The sequence below is a fragment of the Prosthecobacter sp. genome, from assembly GCF_044378005.1.
GTDB lineage: Bacteria > Verrucomicrobiota > Verrucomicrobiia > Verrucomicrobiales > Verrucomicrobiaceae > Prosthecobacter.
Genome location: NZ_JBILYB010000030.1, coordinates 35,592 through 50,730, shown reverse-complemented (window position 1 = coordinate 50,730; position 15,139 = coordinate 35,592). Strand labels below are relative to the sequence as shown.

The window sequence follows — 15,139 nt, the reverse complement described above, 5'->3', positions numbered from 1 at the left end:
CTTCGGCGGCGAGCCGATCGATGTTCGGCGTGGCGATGTCCGTGCCTCCCATGCAGCCAAGATCGCCATAGCCAAAGTCATCAGCGAGGATGAAGACGATGTTCGGCGGTGCCGAAAATGACGAATTTAGAATGCCGAATGACGAAAGGAGGAGGACGAGGATATGCTTCATGGGAAGTGGAACGCGGGCGGCAGGCACGTCTATTCGCGGATTACTTCAAGAACCGTCCCGTCGGACTTTCGCTGATGCGCATGATGTCCTCTGGCGTGCCTGTGGCGACGATGTGACCGCCTTCGCTGCCGCCGCCGGGGCCGAGGTCGATGACCCAGTCGGCACAGCGGATGACGTCGAGATGATGCTCGATGACGATGAGCGTATTTCCTGCATCGCGTAGGCGGAACAGCACGCCGAGCAAGGTCTGGATGTCGGCGAAGTGCAGGCCGGTCGTCGGCTCATCCAGGACGTAAAGCGTGCGGCCCGTGGCACGACGCGCGAGTTCAGCAGAGAGCTTGATGCGCTGGGCTTCACCACCGCTGAGCGTGTTCCCCGCCTGCCCTAGTCGGATGTAGCCGAGCCCGCATTCCTCCAGTGTGATGATCTTCGTAGCGATGGCGCTGGCTTTGCCAAAGAAGCGCGCAGCCTCGCTGACGGTCATCTCCAGCACTTCGGCGATGTTGCGGCCTTTAAAGGTGATCTCCAGCGTCTCGGCGTTGTAGCGTTTGCCGTGGCATTGATCGCAAGTCACATAGACATCAGCCAGGAAGTGCATGTCGATTTTGATCTGCCCATCGCCTTGGCATTTTTCGCAGCGTCCGCCGGGTGTGTTGAAGCTGAAACGGCCTGAGTCGTAGCCGCGCACACGCGCCAGTGGAAGCTGGGCAAACAACTCGCGGATGGCCGTAAAAGCTCCGGTGTAAGTTGCCGGATTGCTGCGCGGACTGCGGCCGATGGGCGACTGATCAATGACGACGACCTTGTCAAAGAGGTCGAGCCCCGTGATGCGCTCGTGTTTACCTGGCTCGTCCTTCGCATTGTAAAAATGCCGCTGCAAAGCCCGCATGAGCACTTTGTTCACCAAGGTGGACTTTCCACTGCCTGAAGGCCCAGTGACGCAGGTGAAGCAGCCGACTGGGAAGCTGGCAGTGACGGAGCGGAGATTGTGCTCGGTGGCTTTGTGGATGGTCAGAGAGTTCTCCGCCGAACCAAAGAGGCTGCTTTGAGGAGAAACACGCCCCGACGGCGACTTGATCTTCATCGCATCGCTCAAGTAGGCTCCAGTGACGCTTTCCTTCTGCGCCATGACTTCGGCAGGTGTGCCTTGAGCCGTGATCTTGCCGCCGTGCACGCCGGCGGCAGGGCCGAGTTCGATCACATGATCAGCAGCTCGCATCATGGCTTCGTCATGCTCGACGACGAGGACGGTATTCCCGAGATCGCGCAGCCGAAGCAGTGTGCGGATGAGTCGCTCGGTGTCGGAGGGATGCAGACCGATGCTCGGCTCATCCAGCACATAAAGCACGCCGGACAAACCAGCCCCGATCTGCGTGGCCAGGCGGATGCGCTGCATCTCTCCGCCGGAAAGCGTGCCGCTCTCACGATTCAGCCCGAGATAGCCGAGCCCGACTTGCTCTAGGAACTCCAGCCGCTTCACGATCTCCTTTTGCAGCTCATCGACATAGGCTCGCTGATGCTCGGTGACTTCGAGGGCCTGCATCCAGGATAAAGCATCACGGATGGGCAGGGAGCAGTAGTCGTGAATGGAGAGGCTATTCCCCTCACCCCAACCCTCTCCCCGGAAGACAATCTGGGAAGTCTCGATTTGCACTGCCGGGGAGAGGTGGACAGAAGCGCCCGGCTCCCTCTCCCCGACGGTGACTCTCGAATGCTGAGAAGAATCAGTTTCGGGGAGAGGGCTGGGGTGAGGGGAACTCCCTGCGCTCCCGCCTTTCGCCAACCGAGAACCCAACTTCACCGCCAACGACTCCTTCCGCAGCCTTTTCCCTTCACACGCCGGGCACGGGAGCGGATTCATGAAACGGGTGAGCTGAGTGCGCAGGGAGTCACTCTCGGCGTTTTCGTGCAGACGACGCGCCTCGTTGAGAAGACCTTCATAAGGTTTGGCGAGGCTGCGTTTGTTCCCACTCGTGGCCCAGCCGGTGGCGATGGCTTCTTTGCCACTGCCGTGAAAGAGCGCGTCTTTGAAAGGCTGCGGCAGAGATTTGAACGGTGCCTCCATGGAGACACCAAAGTGCTTCGCCAGCGCTTCGATGCTGCGTTGTTGGATTAGCTTCAGCTTCGGATTCCGTGCCCACCAGCTCTTTACGGCACCGTCTTTGAGAGAAAGCTCGGCATCTGGCACGATCAATCCGGGATCAGGTGCCATGAGCGAGCCGACGCCCTCGCAGGTCGGGCAGGCACCGACGTGCGTGTTGAAGGAGAAATGCTGCGGGGTGAGCTTCTCCATGAGATAACCGGTGCGTGGGTTCGCATACGACGTGGTGAAGGTCATCACCTCTTCTGAACCATCACTACCGACGAGAAACTGCACCTCGCGCTCATTCCACTTCAGCGCGGCTTCGATGCTCTCCATCAGACGCTGGCGGACGCCATCGCGGATGACGAGCCGGTCCACCACGACCTCGATGCGATGCTCCATGCCGCGTTCCGCTTTTAAAGTCTCATCGAGTTCCACGATCTCGCCATCCAGTCGAATGCGGACGTAGCCCTGGCGGCGCAGTTTTTCAAAGGTGGCCTTCAGCGTGTCCGCCTCCTGAGGCTGAAGCGGCGCGAGCACCATGCAGCGCGTGCCTTCCGTTAGTTCCAGCACACGCGCACCGATCTCGGCGGGCGTGTTTTTGATCAGGACCTCTCCCGTCTCGGGATCGTGCGGCTGACCGGCCACGGCATAGAGCACGCGGAGGTAATCGTAGATCTCCGTGACGGTCGCGATGGTGCTTCGCGGGTTCGGCGTGCTGTGGACCTGCTCGATGGCGACAGCAGGTGAGAGCCCCTCGATGAAGTCCACATCCGGCTTCTCAAGCTGATCGAGAAACTGCCGCGCATAGGCCGAAAGGCTCTGCACATAGCGGCGCTGGCCTTCGGCGTAAAGGGTATCAAAAGCGAGCGATGACTTGCCACTGCCGCTGACTCCCGTGAGCACGATGAGACGATGACGAGGGATGTCCACGTCCACGTTTTTGAGATTGTGCTGCCGCGCGCCACGCACGCGGATGAAGTCTTGAGGCATGATGCGATGAAGGAGTCTCCACGCAATGTCTGCAATGAGATTCGCCTTGTCAGCGTTCGCCTAGCTCTCACACTCACACCATGCCTCCCACACGTCGCCACTTCATCGCCGGGCTCAGCACCGCGCTCGCCGCCACTTGGACTGAAACCCTGCGCGCTGCGCCTGATCCGAAGAAGGATGTGGTCATCGGCCACGGCACACATCGCTACAAGGTGAACAAGGAGTGGGTGCCTGCCGGGCAGGGCCGTTTTCATCCGATCCTGAACTGCCACGAGATGGTGCAGGTGAAAGATGGCCGCCTTTTCATGGTCGGCGATCATTGGGACAATCAGATGCTCGTCTTCAAGCCCGACGGCACGATCCTCGACTCCTGGGGTAGTGCTTGGCCCGGCGGGCATGGCCTGACTTTGAGTCAGGAAAATGGTGAGGAGTTCCTCTTCCTCACGGACAGCGGACTTTGGAAAAGCGGTGGCGGTGGCTATCGCCAAACAGGCCGCGTGACGAAGATGGACCTCACGGGCAAAGAGATCTTCAGCCTGAGTCATCCGATGATGGTCGGGGCTTACGAGCCCGACATGTTTTACAATCCCACCGAAGTCGCCATCGCGCCGAATGGTGACATCTATGTGGTCGATGGTTACGGATCACAATTCGTGCTGCGCTACGACTCACGCGGCAAATTCATCAGCCGCTTCGGCGGCAAGGACGGTGTGCCACTGGAAGAGCGACTGAACAACGCCCACGGTATCGCCATCGACACACGTCAGGGCGCTGACAAGGCGACGGTGATTGTGACCTCGCGCGCCGATAATTGCTTCCGCCGCTTCACGCTGGATGGCAAGTATCTCGAAACCATCGAAGTGCCTGGAGCAATGGTTTGCCGCCCGGTCATCTCGGGTCAGGAACTCTATGCCGGCGTGTGCTGGAGCAAGACGCCGGAAATCAACAAGCTGCCGCAGAACCCAAGCGGCTTCACCGTGGTGCTGAGCGCTGAAAACAAAGTCATCAGCGCCCCCGGTGGCACGGAGCCGGTCTATGAAGAGGGTAAACTGAAGCCGCTGATGCAGGCCGAACGCGTCTTCGATCACGGTCACGATGTCTGCGTGCTGGAGAATGGCGACCTCATCGTGTGCCAGTGGAACGCATTTCAGACCTACCCGATCAAGCTGGAGCGCGTATGATGGTGCAATCTCATGTCTGAAACATCTCCCCAAGTCGTCATCGTCGGAGCAGGTCCTGCAGGCTGCACGCTTGCAGGCTTGCTGGCAAAGCGCGGCATCTCCTGCCTCGTTTTCGACGATGATAAAAGGCCCGGCCTGCTTGTGGGCGAGTCGCTCATCCCCGGCGTGGTGCCCGTGTTTCGCCAGCTCGGTATCGAGGATCGTGTGGCCGCGATGGCGACTCGCAAACCCGGGGCGTCCTTCTTTGTCACCGATGGCGGCCCGCGCCTCCACTTCAGCTTCAAGAATGTCGAAGGCCATCTTCCGACTTACGCCTTCAACACGCCACGACCAGAGTTTGATAACCTGCTGCGCACTCGCGCCGAGGAGCTGGGGGCCAAGTTTGTCCATGCGCGTGCTGAGCTGGAGCCGGGCACGGAGAATGGCGAGCCAACGATTCGGCTGAGCGCACGCAGTCGTGAGGTCGCCGGGCTAAATGAGAGCACTAAACCGCTGCTCGTCGATTGCAGCGGACGTTCCCGTGCCTTTGCCCGAGCGATGAATTTGCCCTCCGAAAAAGGTGAGCGAGATGACATCGCCTACTTCGCACACTTTGAGGACTTCGATCATGATGAAGTCGAGCCCGGCCAGGTCATCATCTCCGTACTGCGCGCGGGTTGGAGTTGGCGCATTCCACTGCCGGGTAGGCTTTCCGTCGGCATCGTCGTTTCCAAAGAGCACGCCAAGACACTCGGCAGCACCGCCGAGGAACGACTCGAAAATGCCATCCGTCAGGAGCCGCTGCTCGCAGAGAAGGCCAGCCGTGCCCGGCGCATCACGCCCGTGATGACTTACTCGAACTACCAACTCCTCGCCGATCGCGGTCACGGCCCCGGCTGGGTGTTGTGTGGAGATGCGTTCGGCTTCGTCGATCCCATGCTCTCGCCTGGTTTGTTCATGTCGCTTGTCGGCGCGCAGCAGCTCGACTCGTGCGTGTTTGCTTACGGCGCGGACATTTTAAACCAGCCCGAGAAGCTCGCGAAGGCGCTGAACAAATACTCCGCGCGCATCATCGACTGGCACCGTTCCTGGCAGGAGCTCGTGAGCTACTTCTACGATGGTCGCATCTTCCGCATCCATCTCGCCGGCAAGAACCTCGCCATGAAGCCTTCGCCCTTCAATCTCGCCAGCCGCATGGAGCGCCACTCCACGCGCCACATCGCCAGCATGGCCTCCGGCGGCTGGACGCGCTCCGCTTACAGCCGGGGACTCATGCGGATGCTCTCGCGCTACCTCGTTTGGGATGTACCTCCGGCGGCGAACTTCGCCGTGCGGACGACCAGGCAGGATGAGCCGCGAGCCGAGGCCGCGTGACTTTTCGCTGCCCTGGTTACAAAATAGCTCCCAAATTCGCGTTCACCCTGTCAGCTTGATCTAGCAACACTCCACCCGCCTTATGAACTCCGAAACCACTCCATCCCCCTCCGCTGAAACCTCGCTCTGGAAAGGCCACACCTCCCAGTGGGTCCACTTCTGGTATTACTTCTTCTGCATCGTGATCGCCCTCGGGATTGGCTTTGGTTCCACCGTTGCGGCTCTGCCGACAGCCGGCTTATCCTACATCGCCCTCATTGTGCCCGTGCTGATGTGGCTCATCCGCTGGTGGGTCACCAAATGCACCTCGTATGAGCTGACCACTCAGCGTCTGAAGATCGGCACCGGCATCCTGAACCGGAAGCTCGATGAGCTGGAGCTTTTCCGCGTGAAGGACTATGCGATGGATCAGCCGCTCTTCCTTCGTCTCGTGGGCCTCGGAAATTTGACCCTCGTCACCAGCGATGCCAGCACGCCCACCGTGGCCCTCCGCGCCATCGCCAATGTCGAAGACGTGCGCGAAAAACTCCGCACCGCCGTCCAAGCCGAGCGCGACCGCAAACGCGTCCGCGAGATGGATGTGGACAGCCATGATGAAGGCGTCACGCTGGCCTGAGGTTCAAAACAAAACTCCCTGAGTCCAAGCGGACTCAGGGAGTCTGAATTCATTCAATGGGTAGTGGGGGAGCTTCACTCTGGATTGCCGCCACCACCAGTCACCGGGCCAGGAAGGACGATGATGCTTCCGCGATTTACAGGCACGGGATTCTGATTTCCGCCGATGCCGGTCTGACCTTCGCTGTCGATGGGGCGTACATGGTTTGCACTGGTGCGGCGCGAGGTCATGTTGTTGGCACCACCACTGCTGCTTTCACCTTCTGCCGTCTGACGCAGGAGATCGAGGGGCACGAGGCCTGTGGCCTGGCCGACGCTCGGGCCGCTGCCATTCACGGGGCCGCCCATGGAGATGTCGCCTGGACTGCGGTCGCAACTGCGGGAACCATGAGAGCCCTCGGATTCATACTGGGTGACGTGGCCCTGGCCATCGTTCTCGGTCACAACCACCGTGCCGTCAGCAGCAACACTCTTGGACTGGCTGCTGCCATCGTCGTTGGTTGTGATTGTTTCCGATCCGGTGAACTGGCCATTCTCGTCATAGGTGTCCGTGGTGCGGCTTGTACCATTGCTGTCGGAGTGTGTCCATTGGTCGGTGCGACCCGTGACATTGCCACGAGAGTCCAGATACTCCGTGGTTGTGTGTATTCCGTCCTCCGTATCGGACGAGGCATAAGTCGTGCCGCCATTACTCCAGATATGAGTGCTGCTCGTATGTGGCCCACTGGTCGCGAGACGCAGGCCAAAGGAAGACAAGGTGCCCGGCTCCGTGCGGGTGCCACGGCGCCCCTTGCTGAACGAACCACGAATGTCCGTCAAGCTACTCCCGCGCCCGGAAACATGGTCGGGCGCTTTGGGTTCTCTCATGCCAGTGCCATTGTCAGCAAAGGGATCGGAAGGCCCTGCCGGTCTTCCGCTTCCCTGGCCGGAGAGACCTTCGGGCATCAGGTTCTGGAAACCGGAGCTGCGGAGCGAGTCGAGAGCTTTGAGGCCCTCGACGATCTCGCGGCCTTGGCGCAGGGATTCAAGGTTGGGCAAGTGCAGGCCAGGGACGACTTTGCGGATCTCGATCTGCGGTTTGGCTGGCAGGTTCCTGTTGGCGGGGATTTTGCCAGGGATCGCGGCAGGGCTGACCTGACGCGAGTCGCTCATGCCTCCACTACGCGTCTGGATGAATGAAGGCAGGGCAGGGCGGATGACTGGTATCTTCGGTAAATAGCTCGATGGAGCCGCACGGGCACTGGGCTTGATCATCGGCATCTTGGTCGACTGGCGGAAGGCCTGACTAGGCAAGACGGAGGCTTTGTTGGCGGGCAGCTTTGGACTGGCAGCGATGACAGACTGTGCGCCAAGTGCCAGTGCGAGGAGGAGGGTAAGTTTCGTTTTCATGGGGATGACATGCGTTGAGTTTTGTTGGGTGCGGAAAGCTCCGCGTCATCCCCTGTCTGGCGGGCTTTTGTCAGGCGTTACAGATGCGGCGAATTATTTTCGCCAGACGATCCAGCGCTTGATTTGCCGACGGTGAGCATCCGTTCATCTCTTTGCGGCAGAGGTTCTGCACACCGCCATCATGGCCTATTCCAAAGCCAAAATCCCCACTGACCTTTTCGGCCAATGGGGATTTGCTCGACTCACTGAGGAATGGCTGGAGTTCTTTTAGTCACGAGGGGTGCCACCGACCAGGGGGCCTTCGCCTCCATGCGGACCGGGATTGCTGATGGTGTCGAAGAGATCCTTTTTGAGGCGTCTGGCGCTGCCGCCGCTGCTGCCGGGGTTGCCCTCAGGGTTGCCGTTGGGGTTGCCGGGGTTGACTTCAACGCCTCCAATGCCCCTGGTCATGTAGTTGCTGCCACCACCACCGGTGTTTTGCCCCTCGGCAAACTGGCGCAGGAGATCGATCGGGACGAGGCCGCTGGCCGCCTTGGCGCTGGGAGCGGGTGGGCCACCAATCACGTGGTCATCAGGATGAGGACCACGGCTTCTAGGGCGGGGGGTATAATATTCGGTGGAGTGGGAGGTGACCCGACCGCTGCCATCACGAGTCTCGACAATTGCCTTTCCGCCAGGATAAACGGTTTCCGACCTTGACCAGATGACAGCCCCCGACCTGTCGCGGCGAGTCACGGTGAGGTTATCGACCCGTCCGTCGTCTCCGTGCGTGGTCGTCGTGGTGCCTGAGCCGTCGGCGTGTTCGGTGACCTCCACGCTGGTGGTGCTGCTGCCATCGCGAGTGGTGGCTGTCGTGGTGGCAGTGACGTCGCCATTTTCTTCGGTGGTGGATTGGACTGGCGTGTGGGTTCCGTCGCGACCAGAGGCCGTCGATGTTTCACTCTCGAGGACGGAGTCGCCCGTGGGGCTCAGGCCGGTCGAACCATCGGCGGGGCGGGTTTTTGCCATGTCACCACGAATGTCACGCGGCCTGCGGTTGGTGGAACGATCCAGCGGATTATGTACCTCCGTATTGCCGTCAGGGCCGGGGTCACCGCCAAATGGGGCGAAGATGTTGCCACCGTCATTGGGTCCGCTGTTGCCGGGCTGATGAAACACATCACCAAACTCCCGCAGGCTGCTGATGGAGCCGCGCAGGGATTCGATGGATTGCAGGCCATTGGCGATTTCGCGGCCTTGGCGAATGCCTTCAGCATTGGGCAAGCTCAGGCCAGGGGTCACCTTGCGGATCTCGATCTGCGGCTTGGCAGGCAGGTTTCTGGAGACAGGGCTTTTGCCTGGTATCGCAGCGGGTGCGGAAGGCGCATGAGGTGCGGCAGAGCCGCCACGCCTGGAGGTGCTCCCGCCATTGCTGCGAGGCTGGACGTATTGAGGCACCACTGGGCGAATGGCTGGCATCTTCGGCAGATAGCTCGATGGAGCCAGACGGGCGCTGGGCTTGATCATCGGCACCGCCGAGCGGTTGGCCGGGACAAAAACATTCGACCGCTGCATGGGGATGTTCGGCACCTTGGCCGCAGGACGGATAGCCTGGCTGGGCAGGGCGCTGGGTTTGATGACCGGCAGATTTGGGCTGGCGGCGGTGGCGGATTCAGCGCTGAGAGCCAGCGCGAGGAGCAGGGTGAGTTTCGTTTTCATAGGGATGACTTGGTTTGTGTTTGTTGGGTGCGGAAAGCTCCGCGTCATCCCCTGTCTGGCAGTGCGCCAGACGACGTTACACGACTCGTGAAAAAAGTTTTCCTCACGCGGAAAAGGCCGCCCGCAGCGCATCCAGCTCGCCCTGGATCGCCTCCTCCGTCGGATTCACCAGCGTGTCAGCCACCGTCTCCCGCAGCACTTCGGCGAAGCGTTTGCGCAGGCGATGAAGCGTTACGCGCAGCGCCTCGGGCGTTTGCCGGAGCTGTTGAGCGGCTTCCTCGTGACTGATCGTCGGTTCACCAGAGATCGGAGCCAGCAGCGGCCGCAACACTGTGAAGGCAGCCTCTTTTCCCGCCGCTGACTGCTCCTTTGCCAGTCGCTGCATGGCGGACTCCAGCAGGACCAGGGCACAGCTCTTTTCAAAGTAGCGCTCGGGGGTGTCATCGTCACTGCCCGCCGCCTCGAAGCCATCCTCCTCAGCCATGAGCTCCAGCGAGAAAAGCTCCTGACCACCACCGCGCTTCTCGGCCTGACCTTTGCGCCACTCGCCACGTTGCCAGCGCTGAAGAGCGCCGAGCAGAAAGCTGCGCATCCGGCCACTGTCCTCTGCGGCCTTCGTGAAAAGATCCTCCTCCAGCAATGAAACAAAGAAGCCCTGCGTGGCATCCTGCGCCTCGGCGACAGCCAGCCCACGCCGCCTCAGAAAGCCATAGATCGGACGCCAGTAGAGCGAGCACAGCTCCTCCAGCGCCGCACGCCTGCGGCTGGGATCTGCCGCACTGCGGGCACCGGCGACGAGACTCCAGCGCGTGACGGGGAAGGGGGCACCGCTTTGAGAGGTCATGACAGGAAAGAATAATCGCGAGCTGATGATGAACAATCTCCGTCTTATCCGCCAGACTTCCTTTCTTGTCAGGCAAGGGGCAAATGGCTAGGCTTTTCAGCGAACTCCATTTTCATTCTTATGACGGAACTCCTCCTCGGCCTCCTCGTCCCCGTGATCGTCTTTGGTGGCATGATCTTTATGGCGGTCCGTCGAGGGCTGCAAATGCGTGAACTCTGTGATCACGGTATCGAAACAACAGGCCGGATTTTCAGCAAGCGCAGCGTGAGCGGCGGACACCGTCACGGCCGCACGGAAAAGCTGGCCTACGAATACACGGACAACACCGGAAAAACACACAGCCACACCTCTGTCGTGCCGCTGGCGATTTACCAAGCCCATGAGCAGGGAGGAACGATCCCCGTGGTTTATTCCGCCAGAAAACCCTCCATCAGCGCCCCCAAATACCTTGTGGACCAGTGCTTGCAGGCGCTGGGCAAAAAGTGAGACGCAACAGCTCGTGAAAAGTTTTTTGTAACGTCCTTTCCGCCACTGCCAGACAGAGGATGCGCCCGATGCGCTCGCCATTCATCTTAACCCATCGACATCCATGAAACTGCACCACCTCATTACCCTAGTCGGCATCTTAGCCACCACTGCCACCGCTCAAAAAGTCAGTCCGACTCAGGACGCCCCAAACACCAAGGACTACCCCGGCATGCCACGCTATGAAGGCAGCTCCATCGTGCTGCAATCCTCCCAAAAGTATGGCGAGCTAGGACTGCAAATCGGCGGACTCAGCTCGCCAGGTTCCACGGACCCGAAGGAAGTGCGCAAGGTCGAAGGGCGCACACACCGCACCTCCTACCTCTATTTGAACCTGGGTGCCGGCAAACGCAGCACGCTGGAGATCGCCCGTAATTATGAGCAGGCTTTCAAGGAAGTCGGCTTTACTTCCATCTGGTCCGGCGGCCAGTCCGAGATCCGCAACGGCCCGCCCAAGCAATATTACGGCATCCCTGAACTCGATCACCAGATGCTCACCACCGGCGTGAAGGATCGCCGCTATTTCTGCATGGAAAAGGGCGGCCTCTACGCCGCAATCTTCATCGCCGCTCGCTCCTGGGAGCATGTCATGATCGCGAAATCGGAGGTCAACCCATGGAAGCAGGATGTCACCATCCCGCAGGAGTCCGTGCTCATCCAGGTGGACTACGTGGACACCCGCCCCATGGAGGAAAAGATGGTCCATCTCTCCGCCGCCGAGATGCAGAAATCCATCTCCAGCAGCGGCAAGGTCGCCATCTACGGAATCCTCTTCGATTTCAATAAGGCCGACATCAAACCCGAGTCCGCATCGACTCTCACCGAGATGGCGTCTTTGCTCAAAGTCGAGCCCAACCTGAAGGTGCTCGTCGTCGGTCACACCGACAATGTCGGCACCTTCGAATTCAACGAAGACCTCTCCAAACGCCGCGCCAAGGCCGTTGTCACCGAGCTCGCCAGCAAGTATGGCATTGATGCCGCACGCCTGACTCCGCTCGGTGCCGCCTTCATGGCACCCGTGACGACCAACAACACCGAAGAAGGCCGCGCACTGAACCGTCGCGTCGAACTGGTCGCCAGATAATGACGAATGGCGAATTCCCGAATGACGAAGGAAGGCCGAAATCTGAAGCCCGAATTTCCAAGCCAACTTTCGTCATTCCCGCCTTCGTTATTCTTTCGTCATTCGGATTTACTCATTCGTCATTCCTGCCATGCCCGCGCCCCTCATCTCCGGTCTCGACCCCGCCGCCCTGCTCGGACTGGGCACGGACGAGACTTCTTCAGCGGCATGGGAACCGCCAACGCCAGAGGAAGTCGCCCGACTCTTCCCGCAGTGGCAGATGAAAGGCATGCTCGGACGTGGTGGCATGGGCGCGGTGTATCATCTGCATCAGCCCGACCTCGACCGCGAGGTGGCGATCAAGCTCCTGCCCATCGAGGCCAGCCGCGATGAACGCCAGGTCGAGCGCTTCCGTCGCGAGGCACGCACGCTGGCGAAGCTACGGCATCCCGGCATCGTGGCCCTGAATGAGTCCGGCATCACCCCGGCTGGTCATTTTTACTTCGTCATGGAGCATGTCGATGGCTGCCCGCTGAGCGATCTCATCGCCGCAGGCAAACTCGATGTGCCGCGCGCCATCGAAGTCGTGCGCCAGGTCTGCGATGCACTCGCCTACGCGCATGAGCAGGGCGTCATCCATCGCGACATCAAGCCCTCGAATATCCTCATCGACTCCGCAGGACAGGTGAAGGTGGCCGACTTCGGACTCGCGCGTCTGGACCGCCCTTCCGACAGCGATGCGATGACGCTCTCCCACACCGGAGCCTTCATGGGCACACCCGCCTACACCGCGCCCGAGCAGGCCCGTGATGCCGCACATGTCGATCATCGCGCCGACCTCTACAGCCTCGGTGTCCTGCTTTATGAAATGCTCACCGGCGAGCTACCACGCGGTGTCTTCCAGCCTCCGTCTCGCAAAGCAGGAAGCGATGCCCGGCTCGACGACGTCGTGCAGCGCGCGCTTCAAGAACGCCCCGAAGACCGTTACCAAGCCGCCGCAGACATCAAGCGCGATGTCACCAGCGTGCGCAGTCCGGCGGCGAATACTTCGTCACCATCACGGAGACGCTTCCCATGGGCTGCCGTATTGACCATCGTTCTGATCATCGGTGCGGTCCTCGTCTTCGGATCATGGCTGACCATCCGATCCATTTTTGAATCGCTCGACTCAGGAAAGCAAAAGACACCCGTCCGCGTGGTCGAAGATCCTCCAGCCACCAAAGATTCGCGCCCACCTGCGCCTCCCGACAAAGTCATCACCTCATCGCCAGTGCAGACTCGGCCAGCCGCCAAGCCTGACAAACCCATCATCACTCCGAGCGTCCCATCGCCACCCGCTCCAAGCCCGTCGAAAGTTCGCGTCTGGTCCATCGGTCCTCTTTCCCCCGCCCTGCATCCGCCGCCAACACTCGCCTCTGCCGAGTGGCAGGACACCGTGCTCCTCACTCACGGCGGCGCAGCTTTGCTCAAAGATGGCAATGTGGTCATGTGGCATGAGTCGAGTCCTGGCAAGGAGCATCGTCTGAGCTTCCCCGAGCCAATCATCCGTCTGGCAGCCACCTCCAATCAAGCAGTCGCAGCATCCCAAACAGGCACGACCTATCTTCTGCCGAACGAGGCATCTGGTTCGCCGCGCCAGCTCACCACCGATGAAGCGCAGCGATTCCCCTCCGGCAGCCAAGCCAAGCCCATCCCGCTTACTGAACTCCCCAGTTCATCAAGCCTAACTGAGCCAGCTCAGGTGATCGCCATCGAAGGCATGTCACTTGCCCACGATCCGAATGGCAAAGCCGTGCTCTGGGGACCCCAAGTCACCGACTCCCCCCAGCGCTTCCGCCTGCCCGAAGGCACCACACAAGTGCGACTCGGGCCGACGGGTTTGATGGCGGCGTGGTGAAGTCTCAGATCCCCCAGCCCTCGCGATACGCGGCGCGTTTCCAGAGCTTTTCGCCTTCGGGGTTGTCGATGAGCTTGCCGGTCTTCGGGGCGCAGCGGACCACCGTGTTGGTGCGGTAGGCGATGTTGCCGAGGTGGCACATCATGGTGCTCTTCTGGCCTTCGTCGATGGGGCTGTTGAGCGTGCCGTTACCACGGATGGCTTCGAGGAAGTTGCCGATGTGGGCGGGGTCGCCGCCGCCAGCACCTTTGGCTTTGCTGATCTCGGCACCCTTCGGATCATAGATGGTCCAGGAGTCGCGGGCGATGGCCATAGTGCCGTTGTCGCCGTAGAACATGACCTCGCCGAGCGGCTTCTCAGCAGCTCGGGGGTGGCAGGAGCTTTGTAGCCATTCGCAGCCGGCGTGACCGAAATCATACACGGCGGTGCCGGTGTCGGGCGTCTCCTGCTCGTCTTTGTAAAAGTAGCGTCCGCCGTTGTAGGTGACCTTGAGCGGATACTCTCCTTTCAGACCCCAGCGCATGATGTCGAGCGTGTGGATGCCGTTGTTGCCGAGTTCGCCGTTGCCCCAATGCCAGAGCCAATGCCAGTCGTAGTGAGCAAACTTCTTCATGTCGTGTTTCGGATCATCGGTCACAGGGCCCTGCCACATGTTCCAGTCGAGATCGGCGGAAGGCGGCAGAGCAAGTTGGCCGACGGCTTTGCGCGTGTTGTAATAGGTGCCGCGGGCAAAGCGCGCCTCGCCGATGACTCCGCCATGGAGCGCGGCAATGGCTTCCTTCATCCAGGTGCGGCGTTGATTGCCCATCTGCACGAGCTTGCCGGATTTCTTCATGGCGGCGACGAGCGCCTCGGCCTCGCCAGGGTTTTGGCTGCCGGGCTTTTCGACATAGACGTTCTTGCCGGCTTGCAGCGCCAGGATGGCCATGGGCGTGTGCCAGAAATTCGGCGTGGCGATGAAGACGGCATCGACGGTTTTGTCTTCGAGGATCTTGCGGAAGTCCTTCACGCCCTGGCAGGACGTGGCCTGTTTGTCGGCCACCACCTTCAGCCCTTTGTCGAGACGACCGGAGTCCGTCTCCGCGAGGTAGGCGATCTCCACATCCGGCAAAGCGAGCAGCGCCTGCACATGCCCCATGCCACGACCGAGCGCGACGACGGCGACTTTGAGCTTATTCCCCGCCTTGTCCGCAGCGCGGAGTTTTGGTAGGGCGGAAAGCGCGGCCCCGAGGCCGATGGCGGAAGTGTTGGAGAGAAGGGTGCGACGATTCATGGCAGGCTGAAGAATCGAGGCTGTGGGGCGGCATCTATCGCTGCGAATGTCGC

General features: G+C 60.6%; 11 protein-coding genes. 6 read left to right on the top strand and 5 right to left on the bottom strand.

What is annotated here, in order from left to right:
- Window positions 1-212 precede the first annotated feature (212 nt).
- Window positions 213-3,248, bottom strand: a complete 3,036-nt coding sequence (gene uvrA, locus AC6FTP_RS08685; RefSeq protein ID WP_497206519.1) for an excinuclease ABC subunit UvrA — start codon at window positions 3,246-3,248, stop codon at window positions 213-215.
- Window positions 3,249-3,328: 80 nt separating this feature from the next.
- Here uvrA and AC6FTP_RS08680 point away from each other — a divergent pair, with 80 nt between their 5' ends.
- The 3 genes from AC6FTP_RS08680 to AC6FTP_RS08670 all read left to right on the top strand — a co-directional run bounded on the left by AC6FTP_RS08680 (window position 3,329) and on the right by AC6FTP_RS08670 (window position 6,398).
- Complete coding sequence (locus AC6FTP_RS08680) at window positions 3,329-4,429, top strand: NHL repeat-containing protein (protein WP_497206518.1); 1,101 nt, start codon at window positions 3,329-3,331, stop codon at window positions 4,427-4,429.
- A gap of 12 nt (window positions 4,430-4,441) precedes the next feature.
- Entirely contained in the window at window positions 4,442-5,782 is a 1,341-nt protein-coding gene (locus AC6FTP_RS08675) for an NAD(P)/FAD-dependent oxidoreductase (protein WP_497206517.1), read from the top strand.
- A gap of 82 nt (window positions 5,783-5,864) precedes the next feature.
- A complete protein-coding gene (locus AC6FTP_RS08670; RefSeq protein WP_497206516.1) occupies window positions 5,865-6,398 on the top strand; it encodes a PH domain-containing protein in 534 nt (177 codons plus the stop codon).
- A 74-nt stretch (window positions 6,399-6,472) separates the two neighbouring features.
- Here the strand turns inward: AC6FTP_RS08670 and AC6FTP_RS08665 are convergent, their stop codons facing one another.
- The 3 genes from AC6FTP_RS08665 to AC6FTP_RS08655 all read right to left on the bottom strand — a co-directional run bounded on the left by AC6FTP_RS08665 (window position 6,473) and on the right by AC6FTP_RS08655 (window position 10,328).
- Window positions 6,473-7,786 (bottom strand): hypothetical protein, encoded by a 1,314-nt coding sequence (locus AC6FTP_RS08665; RefSeq protein WP_497206515.1) that lies wholly within the window; start codon window positions 7,784-7,786, stop codon window positions 6,473-6,475.
- Window positions 7,787-8,053: 267 nt separating this feature from the next.
- Complete coding sequence (locus AC6FTP_RS08660; RefSeq protein ID WP_497206514.1) at window positions 8,054-9,484, bottom strand: hypothetical protein; 1,431 nt, start codon at window positions 9,482-9,484, stop codon at window positions 8,054-8,056.
- Between the two features lie 103 nt (window positions 9,485-9,587).
- Window positions 9,588-10,328 (bottom strand): RNA polymerase sigma factor, encoded by a 741-nt coding sequence (locus AC6FTP_RS08655; protein WP_497206513.1) that lies wholly within the window; start codon window positions 10,326-10,328, stop codon window positions 9,588-9,590.
- Between the two features lie 120 nt (window positions 10,329-10,448).
- On the opposite strand from AC6FTP_RS08655, the gene AC6FTP_RS08650 reads away from it, so the two are divergent.
- The 3 genes from AC6FTP_RS08650 (at window position 10,449) to AC6FTP_RS08640 (ending at window position 13,813) form a co-directional block, all read left to right on the top strand.
- Window positions 10,449-10,814: a DUF3592 domain-containing protein gene (locus AC6FTP_RS08650; protein ID WP_497206512.1), complete on the top strand. Its 366-nt coding sequence runs from the start codon at window positions 10,449-10,451 to the stop codon at window positions 10,812-10,814.
- 103 nt (window positions 10,815-10,917) lie between these two features.
- Complete coding sequence (locus tag AC6FTP_RS08645; protein ID WP_497206511.1) at window positions 10,918-11,937, top strand: OmpA family protein; 1,020 nt, start codon at window positions 10,918-10,920, stop codon at window positions 11,935-11,937.
- Window positions 11,938-12,067: 130 nt separating this feature from the next.
- Window positions 12,068-13,813, top strand: a complete 1,746-nt coding sequence (locus AC6FTP_RS08640) for a serine/threonine-protein kinase (RefSeq protein ID WP_497206510.1) — start codon at window positions 12,068-12,070, stop codon at window positions 13,811-13,813.
- A gap of 4 nt (window positions 13,814-13,817) precedes the next feature.
- On the opposite strand, the gene AC6FTP_RS08635 is transcribed toward AC6FTP_RS08640, so the two are convergent.
- Window positions 13,818-15,086 (bottom strand): Gfo/Idh/MocA family protein, encoded by a 1,269-nt coding sequence (locus AC6FTP_RS08635; protein ID WP_497206509.1) that lies wholly within the window; start codon window positions 15,084-15,086, stop codon window positions 13,818-13,820.
- Window positions 15,087-15,139: the final 53 nt, after the last annotated feature.